This window comes from Paraburkholderia azotifigens (genome assembly GCF_007995085.1).
GTDB classification, from domain to species: domain Bacteria; phylum Pseudomonadota; class Gammaproteobacteria; order Burkholderiales; family Burkholderiaceae; genus Paraburkholderia; species Paraburkholderia azotifigens.
In genome coordinates, this window is record NZ_VOQS01000003.1 from 592671 (window position 1) to 605728 (window position 13058).

The following is a 13058-nucleotide window of genomic DNA, read 5'->3' on the forward strand; positions in this document are numbered from 1 at the left end:
GGGAATTCCCCTTCCCCAGCATCTCTCCCGAACTGGTTGCGAACCCCTGTTCTGCATAGCGCTCGCGCATTTCAAGTCTTATCCACAGTTTCCGTGGAGAAGCCTGTGGGTATCCTGCGCAAGACTCACACAAGTCCTTGATGCGATTGGGATTGAACGTGCTGCCCCGCTGCGCCGAATCATCATCACAGCAACCAGGGCCGACCGTTATCCACAGTTTCCGTGGGTAACCCTGTGGACAACACCAGGACTCGACGCCCATCTACCTGACGCATCAGGACTTTACATCGCATCGCCATCGGGCAGCACCGCGCACTACCCGTTCGCATGCACACGCTCGCGCGCGTCCTGCAGCCGGTCGCGCACGAACCGCACATGCTCGCGCAACACATAGAAACCGTCGGCGTACGCAAGCGGCATCCGCAGCGTGTCCAGCGACGCCTCGATCCGGTCGAGTTCGGCCAGCAGCTTGCTGCGTTCCTCGGCGGACGAATCGCGCATCGCATCACGCTCGATCGCGATCAGCGAACCGTAGTAGCGATAGATCCGCGAGCGCACCCGCCAGGTGAACAGCGCGGGAATGAGCCGCAACGCCGGAAACAGCAGCACGGCGATCGGCAGCAGCAACACCAGCAGACGATCGACCACCGTCACGAGCCAGAACGGCAGCGTGCGGTACAGGAAGCTCTTGCCCGACTTGTAGTAGCGCATCGCGTCCTCGCTGATCCGGTATTCCCGGACCACGGGGTTCGGAAACTGCCCGGCTTTCTGCAGCAGGCCGGCCATGCCGTGCACTTCCTGCGCCGCCTCGATCAGCAGATCGGAAATCGCCGGATGCAGATTCGTGCGCGCCACCAGTTCGGCCGTCGGGCTGATCAGATGGATCGTCTCGGGCGGAATCCGGCGGCGCAGGTCGAGCACGCCGGGCGGCAGTTCGAGTTCGTCGAGATACGGGAAGACGCGCGTATAGGCCGTCGCCTCGTCGAAGTTCATGACCGAGACACCGGGAATGCCGAGCAGCCGCAGCATTAGCACGCGCGTCGCCGAATCACCGTTGAGCAGCGCCGCATCGACCTGATTGGAGACCAGCGCCTTCGCGGCGTCGAGCCCGTCGAGCGGCAGCAATGCCGTCTCGCCGCCCGGTCCGATGCCGTTCGCCTCGAGCAGCTTCAGCGACAGCAGACGCGTGCCGCTGCCCTCGCGACCGATCGCTATGCGCTTGCCATCGAGATCGGACAGCTGCGTGACGCCGCTGCCGCGATAGAACACGACGAGCGGCACATAGGTCACGCTGCCCAGCGACATCAGCGACGACGTATCGCGCCCGCCCGCCACGCCGCCCTGCACCAGCGCGATATCGACCTTCTGCTTTGGATCGAGGAGCCGGTCGAGGTTCTGCACGGAGCCGTCCGATGTCAGCACCTTGAGGGTCACGCCGTTACGCGCGAGGATCTTCCTGTACTCCTCGGCGATCTGCATGAACGAACTGTCCTGGGGACCGGCACTGATCGTGATCGTGCGCGGCGGCGCGGGGTCGACCAGCCACACGACGAGCCAGACGACCACCGCGAACAGCACCACGAACGGCAAAGAGGTCAATGCGAGATCGCGCCACACGGGATGCGTGTGATCGCGAAGGAAGTGCGGAGAATGCGGACGAAGTCCTTTCATGATCCGGCGTGCCTCCGATGTGCGCCACCGTCAATCGTAGCCGTCTCGCGCGATTCTGGGGAGCACCTTGCGATGCCTCGAAATGCTGACCAGCCGCCCCAGAACGACTGTCGATAACAAAATCGCGCGAAGCACTTGCGCGATCGAAAAGGTGTCTCTATAATTCGCGCCTTCGCTAGGCTCGTAGCTCAGCTGGTTAGAGCACCACCTTGACATGGTGGGGGTCGTTGGTTCGAGTCCAATCGAGCCTACCAACGAATATGCAGTACAGGAAAGCGGCAAGCATCTCGTATGCTTGCCGCTTTTTTGCGTTCTGGATTCGCGCAGGCTTCGCGCGTGGCACGCAAACAAAAAAGCCGAAGAACAAACCTGTTCTTCGGCTTTCGTTCGCCGCGGCGCGTCGCGCTTTATCGCGCGACGCCCGGATGCATGCGCGAGCGCTTTAGCGCGACATCATGTTCATGCTGACGTTATGCATCACCCACACCGTGCCGAACACCAGGAACATCACGGCCAGCACCGTATAGGCGAGCGCGAGCGTGTTCCATCGCTGACCGGATGTCGCCACGCTCATGTGCAGGAAAAACACCAGATGCACGACGATCTGCACGACGGCGAGCGCGGCCAGCGCCATGGGCGCCGAAGCGGCCGGCAGCCAGCCCTGCATCACGATGCCGAACGCCGCAGCCGTCAACACCACGGCCAGCACGAAGCCGACCACATAGCCGCCAATACCGCCATGCCCTGCTTCGGCATCGAGCGCGTGGGAATTCGAGTGAGCCATCAGTACATGCTCCCGAGATAGACAAAAGTGAACACGCAAATCCACACGACATCGAGGAAGTGCCAGAAGAGGCTCAGGCATGTCAGACGCGTGATTTCACGCTGCGTCAACTGCGGCGCGCGCGCCACCTGGACGGCGAGCACGGCCATCCAGATCAGGCCCGTGGCCACGTGCAGGCCGTGCGTGCCGACCAGCACGAAGAACGACGACAGGAACGCGCTGCGCGACGGGCCCGCGCCTTCCGCGAGCAGATGCGAGAACTCAGCAAGTTCCAGCTTCAGAAAGACAGCGCCGAGCACGAACGTCACGGCCAGCCAGCCGAGCGTGGCGCGCGTGTTCCGACCGCGCGCCGCGACCATCGCGAAGCCGTACGTGATGCTGCTGAACAGCAGCGCAGCCGTTTCGACGGCGACGCCCGGCAGGTCGAACAGATCCTTGCCCGTCGGTCCTGCATTGAACTGATGCGCCATCACGGCGAACACCGCGAACAGCGACGCGAACAGCACACAGTCGGTCATCAGGTACAGCCAGAAGCCGAATACCGATTGCGATTCGCCATGATGACCGTGGCCGTCGACTTCGTTCAGGGTTGCGGCATGGACTTTTTGCAGCATCACTCGACCTCCGCGAGTTCCGGCGACACATCCACACGTTGCGGGAGCGGTGTGCGGCCTTTGTTTTCGATCGTCCGCACCACGTCGGACGGAATGTAGTAGCCGTCGTCGCGGCCGAAACTGCGGCCGATCACAGTCGCGGCAATCGCCAGCAGCGCGGCGATCGCGAGCCACCAGATGTGCCACACGGCAGCGAAACCGAACGCCAGGCTAAACACGCCGATAAAGAAGCCAGCGCCCGTGTTCGACGGCATGTGGATATCCTGATAGACGGCCTGAATGCCGAGGCCCTTGCCCATTTCCTTCATATGGGCGAAGGCATCCAGTTCCTCGACGACGGGAATTGTCGCGAAGTTATAGACGGGCGGCGGCGACGAGATCGACCATTCGAGCGTGCGGCCGCCCCACGGATCGCCCGTGACGTCGCGATACTCAGGCTTGTTGCGGTTGATGATGCTGACCACGAACTGCGCCACCTGGCAGACCACGCCGATTGCGATCAGCGCGACGCCGATTGCGGCAACGATCATGTACGGCTGCCACGCGGGGTTGTCGTAGTGATTCAGACGGCGCGTCGCGCCCATGAAGCCGAGCACGTACAGCGGCATGAACGCCACGTAGAAACCCGAGAACCAGAACCAGAACGCAGCCTTGCCGAGCCGGTCGTTCAGCTTGAAACCGAACACCTTCGGGAACCAGTAGCTGACGCCCGCCAGATAGCCGAACACCACGCCGCCGATGATCGCGTTATGGAAGTGGGCGATCAGGAACAGCGAGTTGTGCAGCACGAAGTCCGCGCCCGGGATCGCCAGCATCACGCCCGTCATGCCGCCGATCGTGAACGTGATCATGAAGCCGATCGTCCACAATACGGGTGCCGTCATTTCGAGCCGGCCGCGGTAGATCGTGAACAGCCAGTTGAAGATTTTCACGCCCGTCGGAATGGCGATGATCATCGTCGCGATGCCGAAGAACGAGTTCACGTCGGCGCCCGAGCCCATCGTGAAGAAGTGGTGCGCCCACACGAGGAATGCGAGCACCATGATCGCGCACGATGCGTACACCATCGTCTTGTAGCCGAACAGCGGCTTCTTCGCGAACGTCGAAATCACTTCCGAGTAGATGCCGAACGCGGGCAGAACCAGGATGTAGACCTCGGGGTGACCCCAAGCCCAGATCAGGTTCAGATACAGCATCGCGTTGCCGCCCGCTTCGTTGGTGAAGAAGTGCATGTCCGCGTAACGGTCGAGACCCAGCAGCGCCAGCGCAACCGTCAGGATCGGGAACGTTGCCATGATCAGCACGTTCGAACACAGCGCCGTCCACGTGAACACGGGCATCTTCATCAGCGACATGCCGGGCGCGCGCATCTTGATGATCGTCACGAAGAAGTTGATCGCCGTGATCAGCGTGCCGACACCCGACAGTTCCAGCGCCCAGATGTAGTAATCGACACCGACGCCCGGACTGAATTGCAGTTCCGACAGCGGCGGATAGGCAAGCCAGCCGACCTGCGCGAACTCGCCGATCACCAGCGAAATGTTCATCAGGATCGCGCTGATCGCCGTCATCCAGAACGACAGCGAGTTCAGGAACGGAAACGCGACGTCGCGTGCGCCGATCTGCAGCGGCACGACGATATTGAACAGGCCCACCATCAGCGCCATCGCCATGAAGAAGATCATGATGACGCCGTGCGCGGTGAAGATCTGGTCGTAGTGATGCGGCGGCAGATAGCCGGCCGCGCCGCCGCTCGCGAGCGCGAGTTGCAGGCGCATCATCACGGCGTCGGCGAAACCGCGCAGCAGCATCAGCACGGCGACGACGATATACATCACGCCGATCCGCTTGTGATCGACGCTCGTGAGCCATTCGGCCCACAGCCAGCGCCACTTCTTCGCGCGCGTAAGAAACACGGCGACGGCCAGAACGATCAGCCCCATGAGCACGCCCGCGCCCATGATGATCGGCTGATCGAACGGAATCGCCTCTAGAGTCAGTTTGCCGAACATGCGTTACTCCTTCGAAGCGTTCGTGCTGCAGTTGGCGTCACGGAAATCGGCGACGTGACCACTGTTGTATTTCGCAATGACGTTGTGGAACAGCTTCGGATCCACCGACGAGAAATAGCGCACCGGGTTCTTCTCGCTCGGCTTGGCGACCGCGTAGTAGCCGTCCATATCGAGCCGGTCCGACGAGGCCTTGACCTTCTGCACCCAGCCGTCGAAATCGGCCTGGCTCACGGCGAGCGTGCGGAACTTCATGTCCGAGAAGCCCTTGCCGCTGAAATTCGCCGACACGCCCGCGTAGTCGCCCGCGTGATCCGCTATCAGGTGGACGCGCGTCTGCATGCCCGCCATCGCGTAGACCTGCGTGCCCAGTTGCGGGATGAAGAACGAGTTCATCACCGAGTCCGACGTGATGTGGAAATTCACGGGCGTGCCGACGGGCATCGCCAGCTGGTTCACCGACGCAATGCCGAGATCGGGGTAGATGAAGAGCCACTTCCAGTCGAGCGCGACGACTTCGACGTCGATCGGTTTGACGTTCGATTCGAGCGGCCGGTACGGGTCCAGCTCGTGCGTGGTTCGCCACGTCAGGATGCCGAGGAACAGGATGATCAGCGCGGGGATCGTCCACACGACGACTTCGATCGCGGTGGAATGCGCCCACTTCGGCGCGTAGACGGCATTTTTGTTGGTCGCGCGATACCGCCACGCGAAGAACAGCGTCAGCAGGATGACGGGGATGACGACGATCAGCATCGTCCACGTTGCCGTCGCGATCAGCGATTTCTCGGCAACGCCGACGCTGCCTTTCGGGTCGAGCACTTCAAGTTGACATCCCGCAAGACACGCCGTCAGGCCGACGCCGACGGGTACGAGGCAACCTCTTAAGGTTTTTCTGGCTAACATGTTTGCCCAATAATCGATGAACCACGCTGAACACGTGTGGGGTTTGCGAGGCAAAAAAGCACAAGTTCTTATGTGCCAGCACAAGGTCTTATGTGCCCGGCGATTCTAGGGACGCGCAGCGTTTGAAATCCTGACTTCAATCAAGAATGCGGACAAAAACGCTGTGGGAAGGCGTGCGACGCGTTGTCACACGATGACGGAATGCCCGCTGTGTCTGTCGTCCCGGCGTGCGCCGTCCGACAGATTGCTTCGGGCCCGCTGTCGGCGTAATCGCGCACGACTGCGATCCGACGGGCCGCCCGGACACCGTTCGTGCCAAGGCGGCCCGCCGATCATGCTTGCCCGGATTCCGGGTTGTCGGCCGGCTCGTCTTCCGTTTTGTGGCCGATCAGTTCCTCCAGCGCGCCTGCGCCTTTGAAACCCGCAACCGCCGCGAGGCCCTTCGTCAACAGCGATGCATTCGGGTCCGCTTTCTCCAGCGTTTCGACGGCGGCTGCCGCGCCCGCGATCTCGCCCAGTGTGTCGAGAATGCCCATTGCGTCTCCTTAGCTCGTCAGGTCGGCGGGCAGCTTGCCGCCGTTCGCCGCGAGCGCCGTCATCAGCTGCTTGTGTAGCCAGATGTTCATCGACGCGGAATCGTTCGTGTCGCCGCCGTACTTCAGTTCGCCCGCGAGCTGCCTGCGATGCTCCAGGCTGCTGTCGACGTCGAGCAGCTTCATCAGATCGACGATCGAGCGGCGCCAGTCGAGTTGCTGCGGGTTCGCTGCCGCCAGCTGATCCATCACGGCGCCGACATCGACGTCCGCGAGCGCAGCCGACACGGGTGCGGCCGGCGCGCCTGCCGATGCGTCCGCGGGCGCGGGCGCGACGGGTTCGGCGGGCAGCGTCTCGGCGGGCTTCGCCTTGCCGAAAATCTTGCCAACGATGGTTCCAAAGATGCTCATGATGCGGATCCTTCTGAAGAAGTGATTGGAAAGAGACTGCGCAGCGTCGCCCGCACTCCGGCTCTCATGAATCGCGGCGACGCTGACTGCGACTAACGTTGTCTGATCCGAACCGTTGACCCTTCGCGCGCAATTGGACGCAAGTTTCACGCTTGTTTGCACTCCGGCGTATCCGCGCGACATCTTCGTGTCAAATTTTGCAAAACATTTTGCATGCCTGATTACTTCGCATCGCCATTCGGCAAGAATCGTGGTTTGATCCGCCTCCTCTCTCTACCTCTCCACCTCTCCACTTCTCCACTTCTCCACCAACGACATCAAGACCATGAAAAAACTGTTGACCATCACAGCCTGCGCCGTCTCCCTGTCGATGCTCGCCGCGTGTGCCGGCCTGGATCGCAGCAAGGAAGAAGCGCTGAACCAGCAAGCCGGCATCGAAGTCTCGCAGACGAAGGAAGGCGTGCAGGTTCGCCTGCCTGAAAAAGTCCTGTTCAACTTCAACGAATCGAGCCTGCGCGACGACGCCACGCCCGCCATCTCGCGTGTGGTCGTCGTGCTGGGCCGTACGCAGAAGCCGATGATCATCGAAGGCCATACGGACAACGTCGGCACGCGCGAATACAACCAGCATCTGTCCGAAGCGCGCGCGAAATCGGTTGAAGACGAACTCGAGCGTCGCGGCATCGGCGCGTCGCGCATGACGCTGAAAGGCTACGCGTTCGATCACCCCGTTGCGGACAACGACTCGCCCGAGGGCCGCGCGCGCAACCGCCGCACGGAAATCGTCGTCAAGGGCGAATCGCTCGAAGCGGTGATGGGTAAGTAACGGCTATCGCAATCATGCAAGCGTCGCAACTGTGTCTCCGATGCTTGCATTGCGCTGATCCATTTGCGGCAAATGCGTAAAGATTTGTCAGAAAGCAGGCGCCGCTGCCACAAGCCGTCAACTCAAACATATTGAGACCGTTGAAACCCGCTTCACTTGCCGATTCATGGTCTATCGTGTCGACCCTGCGTATTGTTGGATTACTAGGAATTATCGGAATGTTTGCCGGCTGTGCGCAAATGCCACCGGAACAGCGAGCGTCGAACGCGATCGCCGCAGTCGCGACACCGGATATGGGCACGACAGCTGACAGTGGTTCAGACGGCACACGACTCCAGTCTGAAGCCATCGCGTCCCAACCATTAAGCGGTGTGCTTCAAACAGGTTACGCGTCGTGGTATGCAAGAAAATTCCAAGGCCGCCGCACCGCAAACGGTGAACGCTATGACAGTCGCTCATTGACTGCGGCACATCGCACGCTGCCGCTCGGCACGTATGTGCGCGTGACTTCGCTGACGACGGCGAGATCGGTGGTGGTACGTATCAACGATCGTGGGCCATTCGTCAAAGGGCGCATTATCGACCTGTCTCTTGCGGCGGCCGAGGCACTGGGCTTGACCCGAACGTCATCGATGCAAGTGCAGATTCAACGCGTCAATAAGGCAGCGGATACGCGCGTGGCGTCCGACGGGTCGGAATCTTGATCCGATTTGCGGTTGTCGCGTACCTCTTCACGCTAAGTATTTCTGGCGCATTAGCCGCGCATGCGAGCGATGAAACGCACAATGCGGCGGCCCTAGCGCTTTATCCGGCGTACAAGCCATTGGCACAACCGCTCCGTCGACTCAAACCGCTAGCGAAGAGCCCGCAACCTCCGCACCAGACTCGTCGCAAGAAGAAGACCGCGCACCGCTCCGATGTTTTCTATCGCTGGTCAGCTGAACAGCTGATGCTGGGTGGCGTCAATCCATCGCGAATCGGAAAAAGCACGGACGACATCACCGGAAGAACAGCAAGCGGGAGCGCGGCCTCCCTCAAATAGAGGCCGCTCGAAAGAGATGTTCTTAGATAAGCTTAGGAAGACGCGTTACCGTACTTCACGACATCAAGAAGCGTCTTCTTTTTGTCCTGATAGTGATAGAGCGTGATCGCGCCCTCCTTCATGTCGCCATGCGCGTCAAATGCGATATGTCCGATCACGCCGTTGTAGTCGGTATCGGGCAGCGCGGCAAGCACCTTCGCGGCGTCGGTGGTGTTGGCCCGCCTCATCGCATCGGCGATCACGTGAACGGCGTCGTACGCGAACGGCGCATTGAAGAGAATCGGGCCGTTGAAGCGCGCCTCGAAGCGCTTCTGGAATTCCGCGCCCTTGGGCATGCGGGAAACAGCGAGACTCGCTTCGGAACATACGAGATTGTTCACCGCGTCGCCAGCAAGCTCGGCCACTTTCTCCGTGCATGCACCATCGCCGCTCAGAACCTTCGCATTCAATCCAAGCGCAGCCGCTTGCCGGATGAACGGCCCAACCGTCGAATCCATGCCGCCGAACATGATCACGTCGGGATGCGCGCTCTTGATGGTGGTGAGGATGGCGCGGAAATCGGTGGCTTTGTCCGTCGTCGCTTCGCGCGCGGCGATGCGCGCGCCGCCCGCTTGCGCCGCCTTCGTGAATTCGTCGGCGAGACCCTTGCCGTAGGCGCTTGCATCGTCGACGACGGCGATCGTCTTTGCGCCCAACGACTTGAGCGCATAGCCGCCGAGCGCCGGCCCCTGCTGCGCATCCGTCGCGACCACACGGTACGCGCTCTTGTAGCCCTGCTTCGTATAGTCGGGATTGGTCGACGACGGCGAAATCTCCGCGATGTTTGCGTCGTTATAGATACGCGACGCGGGAATCGACACACCGGAGTTCAGATGGCCGATCACGGCAACGACATGCTCATCGACGAACTTCTGCGCGATCTGCGTGCCCGTCTTTGGATCTGCTGCGTCGTCCTCGCCGTCGAGTTCGAGCCGCACCTTGTGTCCGCCGATCACGAGCCCTGTCCTGTTGATATCTTCGACAGCGAGACGCGCGCCGTTCTCGTTGTCCTTGCCCAGGTGGCTGCTACCGCCTGTCAGCGGCCCGACGTGTCCGATCGTCACCACTTCTTCGACTGCCCCGCCTTCGCTTTGCGCTGCGCGCTGCGTTGGCTGCCCTTTCTTGTCGCAGCCCATCAGCGTCAGGCTCGTCAGCGATATGCCGACCAGGGTCAGTTTTGCCAGATTATTCAACGGCGGTCTCCTCTGTGAAAATGTACTGTGTTTTTATCCAATTCGTTTCGTATTCCGAATCGATATCCAAAAAACGGTAGCACAAGGTAAAGGTCACCGCTGTAAAGATTGGTCAAGCGACGGAAACGCCACACACCGCGTCGTCCTTGACAGAGTTTGACGCATATCGCGCGCCATCCAATGGACAATCGGATGCGTGCGTGCGGCGCTTTCTGTCCGGCACCGTGCACGCTGAATTCACCTATCAACCGGAATGAAACAACCATGAAAAGAAGCTCTATCGCTCTGTTCGTCTCGCTGCTGGCCGTGGCAGGCGCCGCATCGGCGCAAACCGCCAGCAACGGCATCCTGATGACCCACGACCGCGACGTCGCCTCGAAAATCGAACAGCATGCGCGCGATATCCAGGCCCAGCCGGTCGTCGCCCAACAGAACGTGGATGTGCCTGTCGAAAGGGTCGAGCAGAAGCCCGCTCACCGCGATCATCGCGGGCACGGTCATCACCACGCCGCGAACGTGCATGCAGCGCGCGCGCATATCGAAAGCAGGTAAGCGCGGCACGAAACAAATGAAAAACGGGCTAGCAAGCGCTAGCCCGTCTGTTTTGCCGCAATGAAGAACCTTGCGATCAGGCTTCGGCCAGTGCCGCCGCCTGGGCGTCTTCTTCGTCTTCGACGCTCGTGCGGATGAGGTGATCGAACGCGGCCAGCGATGCCTTCGCGCCCTCGCCCACGGCAATCACGATCTGCTTGAACGGCACCGTTGTCACGTCGCCCGCCGCGAACACGCCCGGCACCGAGGTCGCGCCCTTCGCGTCGACGACGATCTCGCCGTGCTTCGACAGTTCGACCGTGCCCTTCAGCCATTCGGTGTTCGGCACGAGACCGATCTGCACGAATACGCCTTCGAGTTCGACATGCTTCGACTCGCCCGACACACGGTCCGTGTACGTCAGCCCGTTGACCTTCTTGCCGTCGCCCGTGATTTCCGTCGTCTGAGCCTGCGTGATGACGACCACGTTCGGCAGACTGCGCAGCTTGCGCTGCAGCACTTCATCGGCGCGCAGCGTGGCGCCGAACTCGATCAGCGTCACGTGATTCACGACGCCGGCCAGATCGATCGCCGCCTCGACGCCCGAGTTGCCGCCGCCGACAACAGCCACGCGCTTGCCCTTGAAGAGCGGACCGTCGCAGTGCGGGCAGTACGCGACGCCGTGATTGCGGTACTCGCGCTCGCCCGGCACGTTGATCTCACGCCAGCGCGCGCCCGTCGCCAGCACGATCGTCTTCGCCTTCAGCACCGCGCCGCTCGCGAGGCGCACTTCGTTGATCTTGCCGGGAATCAGCGCTTCGGCGCGCTGCACGTCCATCACGTCGACTTCATAGCTCTTCACGTGCTGTTCGAGCGCCGTGGCGAACTTCGGCCCTTCCGTTTCCTGCACGGAGACGAAGTTTTCGATTGCCAGCGTATCGAGCACCTGGCCGCCGAAGCGTTCCGCGACGACACCCGTCGCAATGCCCTTGCGCGCCGAATAGATGGCGGCCGCTGCACCGGCGGGACCGCCGCCGACGATCAGCACGTCGAACACCGGCTTCTTTTCCAGTTCCTTTGCGGCGCGCGCACCGGCGTTGATATCGAGCTTCGCGAGGATTTCCTTCACGCCGCTGCGGCCCTGGCCGAACACTTCGCCGTTCAGGAACATCGTCGGCACGGCCATGATCTGGCGCGACTCGACTTCGTTCTGGAACAGCGCGCCGTCGATCGCCGTGTGACGGATACGCGGGTTGATCAGCGCCATGATGTTGAGCGCCTGCACGACTTCCGGGCAGTTCTGGCACGACAGCGAGAAGTACGTCTCGAACGCGAAGTCGCCGTCGAGTTCGCGGATCTGCTGGATCACCGCGTCGTCGAGCTTGATCGGATGGCCGCCCGTTTGCAGCAGCGCGAGGACCAGCGACGTGAATTCATGACCCATCGGGATGCCCGCGAAGCGGATGCCCGTCGGCTTGCCAGGCTCGCCGATCGAAAACGACGGCTTGCGCTCGTCGTCGCCGCGCCGTTCGATCACGCTCACGCGCTCCGACAGCGATGCGATGTCGTTCAGCAGCGCCAGCAGTTCCTGCGACTTCGCGCTGTCGTCGAGCGAAGCGACGATCTCGATAGGACGACTGACTTTCTCGAGGTAGGCTTTGAGTTGGGCTTTCAGATTCGCGTCGAGCATGGTTTTTCGGGGTCCGTGGCGAGATGAAAATGGATTTTGATGCGCGCCGCGCGCAGTAACGGCGCGGGCAGTAAGGCAATTCGCAAGGCATCGCCTTGCGGACTGCCTCACGCGGCGCCGCTCGTGGCGGCGCCGCTTGGGAGACAGAGTGATCGCGGGTAAGCGCGTGTGGCTTCTAGCGAGCCGGTGAAACTTAGATCTTGCCGATCAGGTCGAGCGACGGGCTCAGCGTTTCAGCGCCCGGCGTCCACTTGGCGGGGCAAACTTCACCCGGGTGCGCCGCGATGTATTGCGCAGCCTGCACCTTGCGCAGCAGTTCGCCGGCGTCACGGCCGATGCCGTTGTCGTGCACTTCGCACAGCTTGATCTCGCCTTCCGGGTTGATCACGAACGTACCGCGCAGCGCCAGGCCTTCTTCTTCGATCAGAACGTCGAAGTTGCGCGAAATAGCCAGCGTCGGGTCGGCGAGCATCGGGTACTTGATCTTCTGGATCGTGTCCGACGTGTCGTGCCATGCCTTGTGCGTGAAGTGCGTATCCGTCGACACGCTGTAGATTTCAACGCCCAGCTTCTTGAATTCGTCGTAACGATCGGCCAGATCGCCCAGTTCCGTCGGGCAGACGAACGTGAAGTCGGCCGGGTAGAACACGAACACGGACCACTTGCCCTTCAGCGTCTCTTCGGTAACGGTCGTGAAGTCGCCGTTGTGGAAAGCGGTGGCCTTGAACGGTTTAACCTGGCTGTTGATGATCGGCATCTGATGCGTCCTCTTCGGTTGGTGAGTTGAGTTGGGTGCTGCGATGGATTGG

Annotated in this window: 13 protein-coding genes and 1 tRNA gene; 4 read left to right on the top strand and 10 right to left on the bottom strand. The window is 61.4% G+C overall.

Annotation, left to right across the window (positions count from 1 at the left end):
• Nucleotides 1-315: 315 nt before the first annotated feature.
• Entirely contained in the window at nucleotides 316-1671 is a 1356-nt protein-coding gene (locus FRZ40_RS19865) for a TAXI family TRAP transporter solute-binding subunit (protein WP_147235323.1), read from the bottom strand.
• 177 nt (nucleotides 1672-1848) lie between these two features.
• On the opposite strand from FRZ40_RS19865, the gene FRZ40_RS19870 reads away from it, so the two are divergent.
• Nucleotides 1849-1925: transfer RNA gene (locus tag FRZ40_RS19870), tRNA-Val, on the top strand.
• Between the two features lie 188 nt (nucleotides 1926-2113).
• On the opposite strand, the gene cyoD is transcribed toward FRZ40_RS19870, so the two are convergent.
• The 6 genes from cyoD to FRZ40_RS19900 all read right to left on the bottom strand — a co-directional run bounded on the left by cyoD (nucleotide 2114) and on the right by FRZ40_RS19900 (nucleotide 6928).
• On the bottom strand, nucleotides 2114-2455 hold the full coding sequence (gene cyoD, locus FRZ40_RS19875) for a cytochrome o ubiquinol oxidase subunit IV (RefSeq protein WP_028365955.1): 342 nt from the start codon (nucleotides 2453-2455) through the stop codon (nucleotides 2114-2116).
• Nucleotides 2455-3069 (bottom strand): cytochrome o ubiquinol oxidase subunit III, encoded by a 615-nt coding sequence (gene cyoC / locus FRZ40_RS19880; RefSeq protein WP_028365956.1) that lies wholly within the window; start codon nucleotides 3067-3069, stop codon nucleotides 2455-2457. Before cyoC ends, cyoD begins: the two co-directional genes overlap by 1 nt.
• Nucleotides 3069-5081, bottom strand: coding sequence for a cytochrome o ubiquinol oxidase subunit I (gene cyoB / locus FRZ40_RS19885; protein ID WP_147235325.1), 2013 nt, complete (start codon nucleotides 5079-5081; stop codon nucleotides 3069-3071). The genes cyoC and cyoB overlap by 1 nt, the downstream gene beginning before the upstream one ends.
• 3 nt (nucleotides 5082-5084) lie before the next feature.
• Nucleotides 5085-5984 (bottom strand): ubiquinol oxidase subunit II, encoded by a 900-nt coding sequence (cyoA, locus tag FRZ40_RS19890; RefSeq protein ID WP_028365958.1) that lies wholly within the window; start codon nucleotides 5982-5984, stop codon nucleotides 5085-5087.
• 332 nt (nucleotides 5985-6316) lie between these two features.
• Complete coding sequence (locus tag FRZ40_RS19895) at nucleotides 6317-6520, bottom strand: hypothetical protein (RefSeq protein ID WP_028365959.1); 204 nt, start codon at nucleotides 6518-6520, stop codon at nucleotides 6317-6319.
• Nucleotides 6521-6529: 9 nt separating this feature from the next.
• Nucleotides 6530-6928: a DUF3597 domain-containing protein gene (locus FRZ40_RS19900; RefSeq protein WP_028365960.1), complete on the bottom strand. Its 399-nt coding sequence runs from the start codon at nucleotides 6926-6928 to the stop codon at nucleotides 6530-6532.
• A gap of 325 nt (nucleotides 6929-7253) precedes the next feature.
• Between FRZ40_RS19900 and FRZ40_RS19905 the strand changes: the two genes are divergently transcribed.
• The gene (locus FRZ40_RS19905) at nucleotides 7254-7754 is read left to right on the top strand and encodes an OmpA family protein (protein WP_028365961.1); all 501 of its coding nucleotides are present in this window, start codon (nucleotides 7254-7256) and stop codon (nucleotides 7752-7754) included.
• A gap of 140 nt (nucleotides 7755-7894) precedes the next feature.
• Nucleotides 7895-8458: a septal ring lytic transglycosylase RlpA family protein gene (locus FRZ40_RS19910; RefSeq protein ID WP_420873874.1), complete on the top strand. Its 564-nt coding sequence runs from the start codon at nucleotides 7895-7897 to the stop codon at nucleotides 8456-8458.
• 370 nt (nucleotides 8459-8828) lie between these two features.
• Here the strand turns inward: FRZ40_RS19910 and FRZ40_RS19915 are convergent, their stop codons facing one another.
• Entirely contained in the window at nucleotides 8829-9971 is a 1143-nt protein-coding gene (locus FRZ40_RS19915; protein WP_167528698.1) for a branched-chain amino acid ABC transporter substrate-binding protein, read from the bottom strand.
• Nucleotides 9972-10292: 321 nt separating this feature from the next.
• Here FRZ40_RS19915 and FRZ40_RS19920 point away from each other — a divergent pair, with 321 nt between their 5' ends.
• A complete protein-coding gene (locus tag FRZ40_RS19920) occupies nucleotides 10293-10580 on the top strand; it encodes a hypothetical protein (protein WP_028365964.1) in 288 nt (95 codons plus the stop codon).
• 76 nt (nucleotides 10581-10656) lie between these two features.
• Here the strand turns inward: FRZ40_RS19920 and ahpF are convergent, their stop codons facing one another.
• Together ahpF and ahpC are read right to left on the bottom strand one after the other, a co-directional pair.
• Nucleotides 10657-12249 carry an alkyl hydroperoxide reductase subunit F gene (gene ahpF, locus FRZ40_RS19925; RefSeq protein WP_147235329.1) on the bottom strand — a complete coding sequence of 531 codons (1593 nt, stop codon included), beginning with the start codon at nucleotides 12247-12249 and terminating at the stop codon, nucleotides 10657-10659.
• A gap of 193 nt (nucleotides 12250-12442) precedes the next feature.
• Entirely contained in the window at nucleotides 12443-13006 is a 564-nt protein-coding gene (ahpC, locus tag FRZ40_RS19930) for an alkyl hydroperoxide reductase subunit C (protein ID WP_028365966.1), read from the bottom strand.
• Nucleotides 13007-13058 lie beyond the last annotated feature (52 nt).

Bases quoted from the DNA above. Each gene is read 5' to 3' on its own strand.
- FRZ40_RS19865 (WP_147235323.1), bottom strand. From the start codon at position 1,671: ATGAAAGGACTTCGTCCGCATTCTCCGCACTTCCTTCGCGATCACACG.
- cyoD (WP_028365955.1), bottom strand. From the start codon at position 2,455: ATGGCTCACTCGAATTCCCACGCGCTCGATGCCGAAGCAGGGCATGGC.
- cyoC (WP_028365956.1), bottom strand. From the start codon at position 3,069: ATGCTGCAAAAAGTCCATGCCGCAACCCTGAACGAAGTCGACGGCCAC.
- cyoB (WP_147235325.1), bottom strand. From the start codon at position 5,081: ATGTTCGGCAAACTGACTCTAGAGGCGATTCCGTTCGATCAGCCGATC.
- cyoA (WP_028365958.1), bottom strand. From the start codon at position 5,984: ATGTTAGCCAGAAAAACCTTAAGAGGTTGCCTCGTACCCGTCGGCGTC.
- FRZ40_RS19895 (WP_028365959.1), bottom strand. From the start codon at position 6,520: ATGGGCATTCTCGACACACTGGGCGAGATCGCGGGCGCGGCAGCCGCC.
- FRZ40_RS19900 (WP_028365960.1), bottom strand. From the start codon at position 6,928: ATGAGCATCTTTGGAACCATCGTTGGCAAGATTTTCGGCAAGGCGAAG.
- FRZ40_RS19905 (WP_028365961.1), top strand. From the start codon at position 7,254: ATGAAAAAACTGTTGACCATCACAGCCTGCGCCGTCTCCCTGTCGATG.
- FRZ40_RS19915 (WP_167528698.1), bottom strand. From the start codon at position 9,971: ATGGGCTGCGACAAGAAAGGGCAGCCAACGCAGCGCGCAGCGCAAAGC.
- FRZ40_RS19920 (WP_028365964.1), top strand. From the start codon at position 10,293: ATGAAAAGAAGCTCTATCGCTCTGTTCGTCTCGCTGCTGGCCGTGGCA.
- ahpF (WP_147235329.1), bottom strand. From the start codon at position 12,249: ATGCTCGACGCGAATCTGAAAGCCCAACTCAAAGCCTACCTCGAGAAA.
- ahpC (WP_028365966.1), bottom strand. From the start codon at position 13,006: ATGCCGATCATCAACAGCCAGGTTAAACCGTTCAAGGCCACCGCTTTC.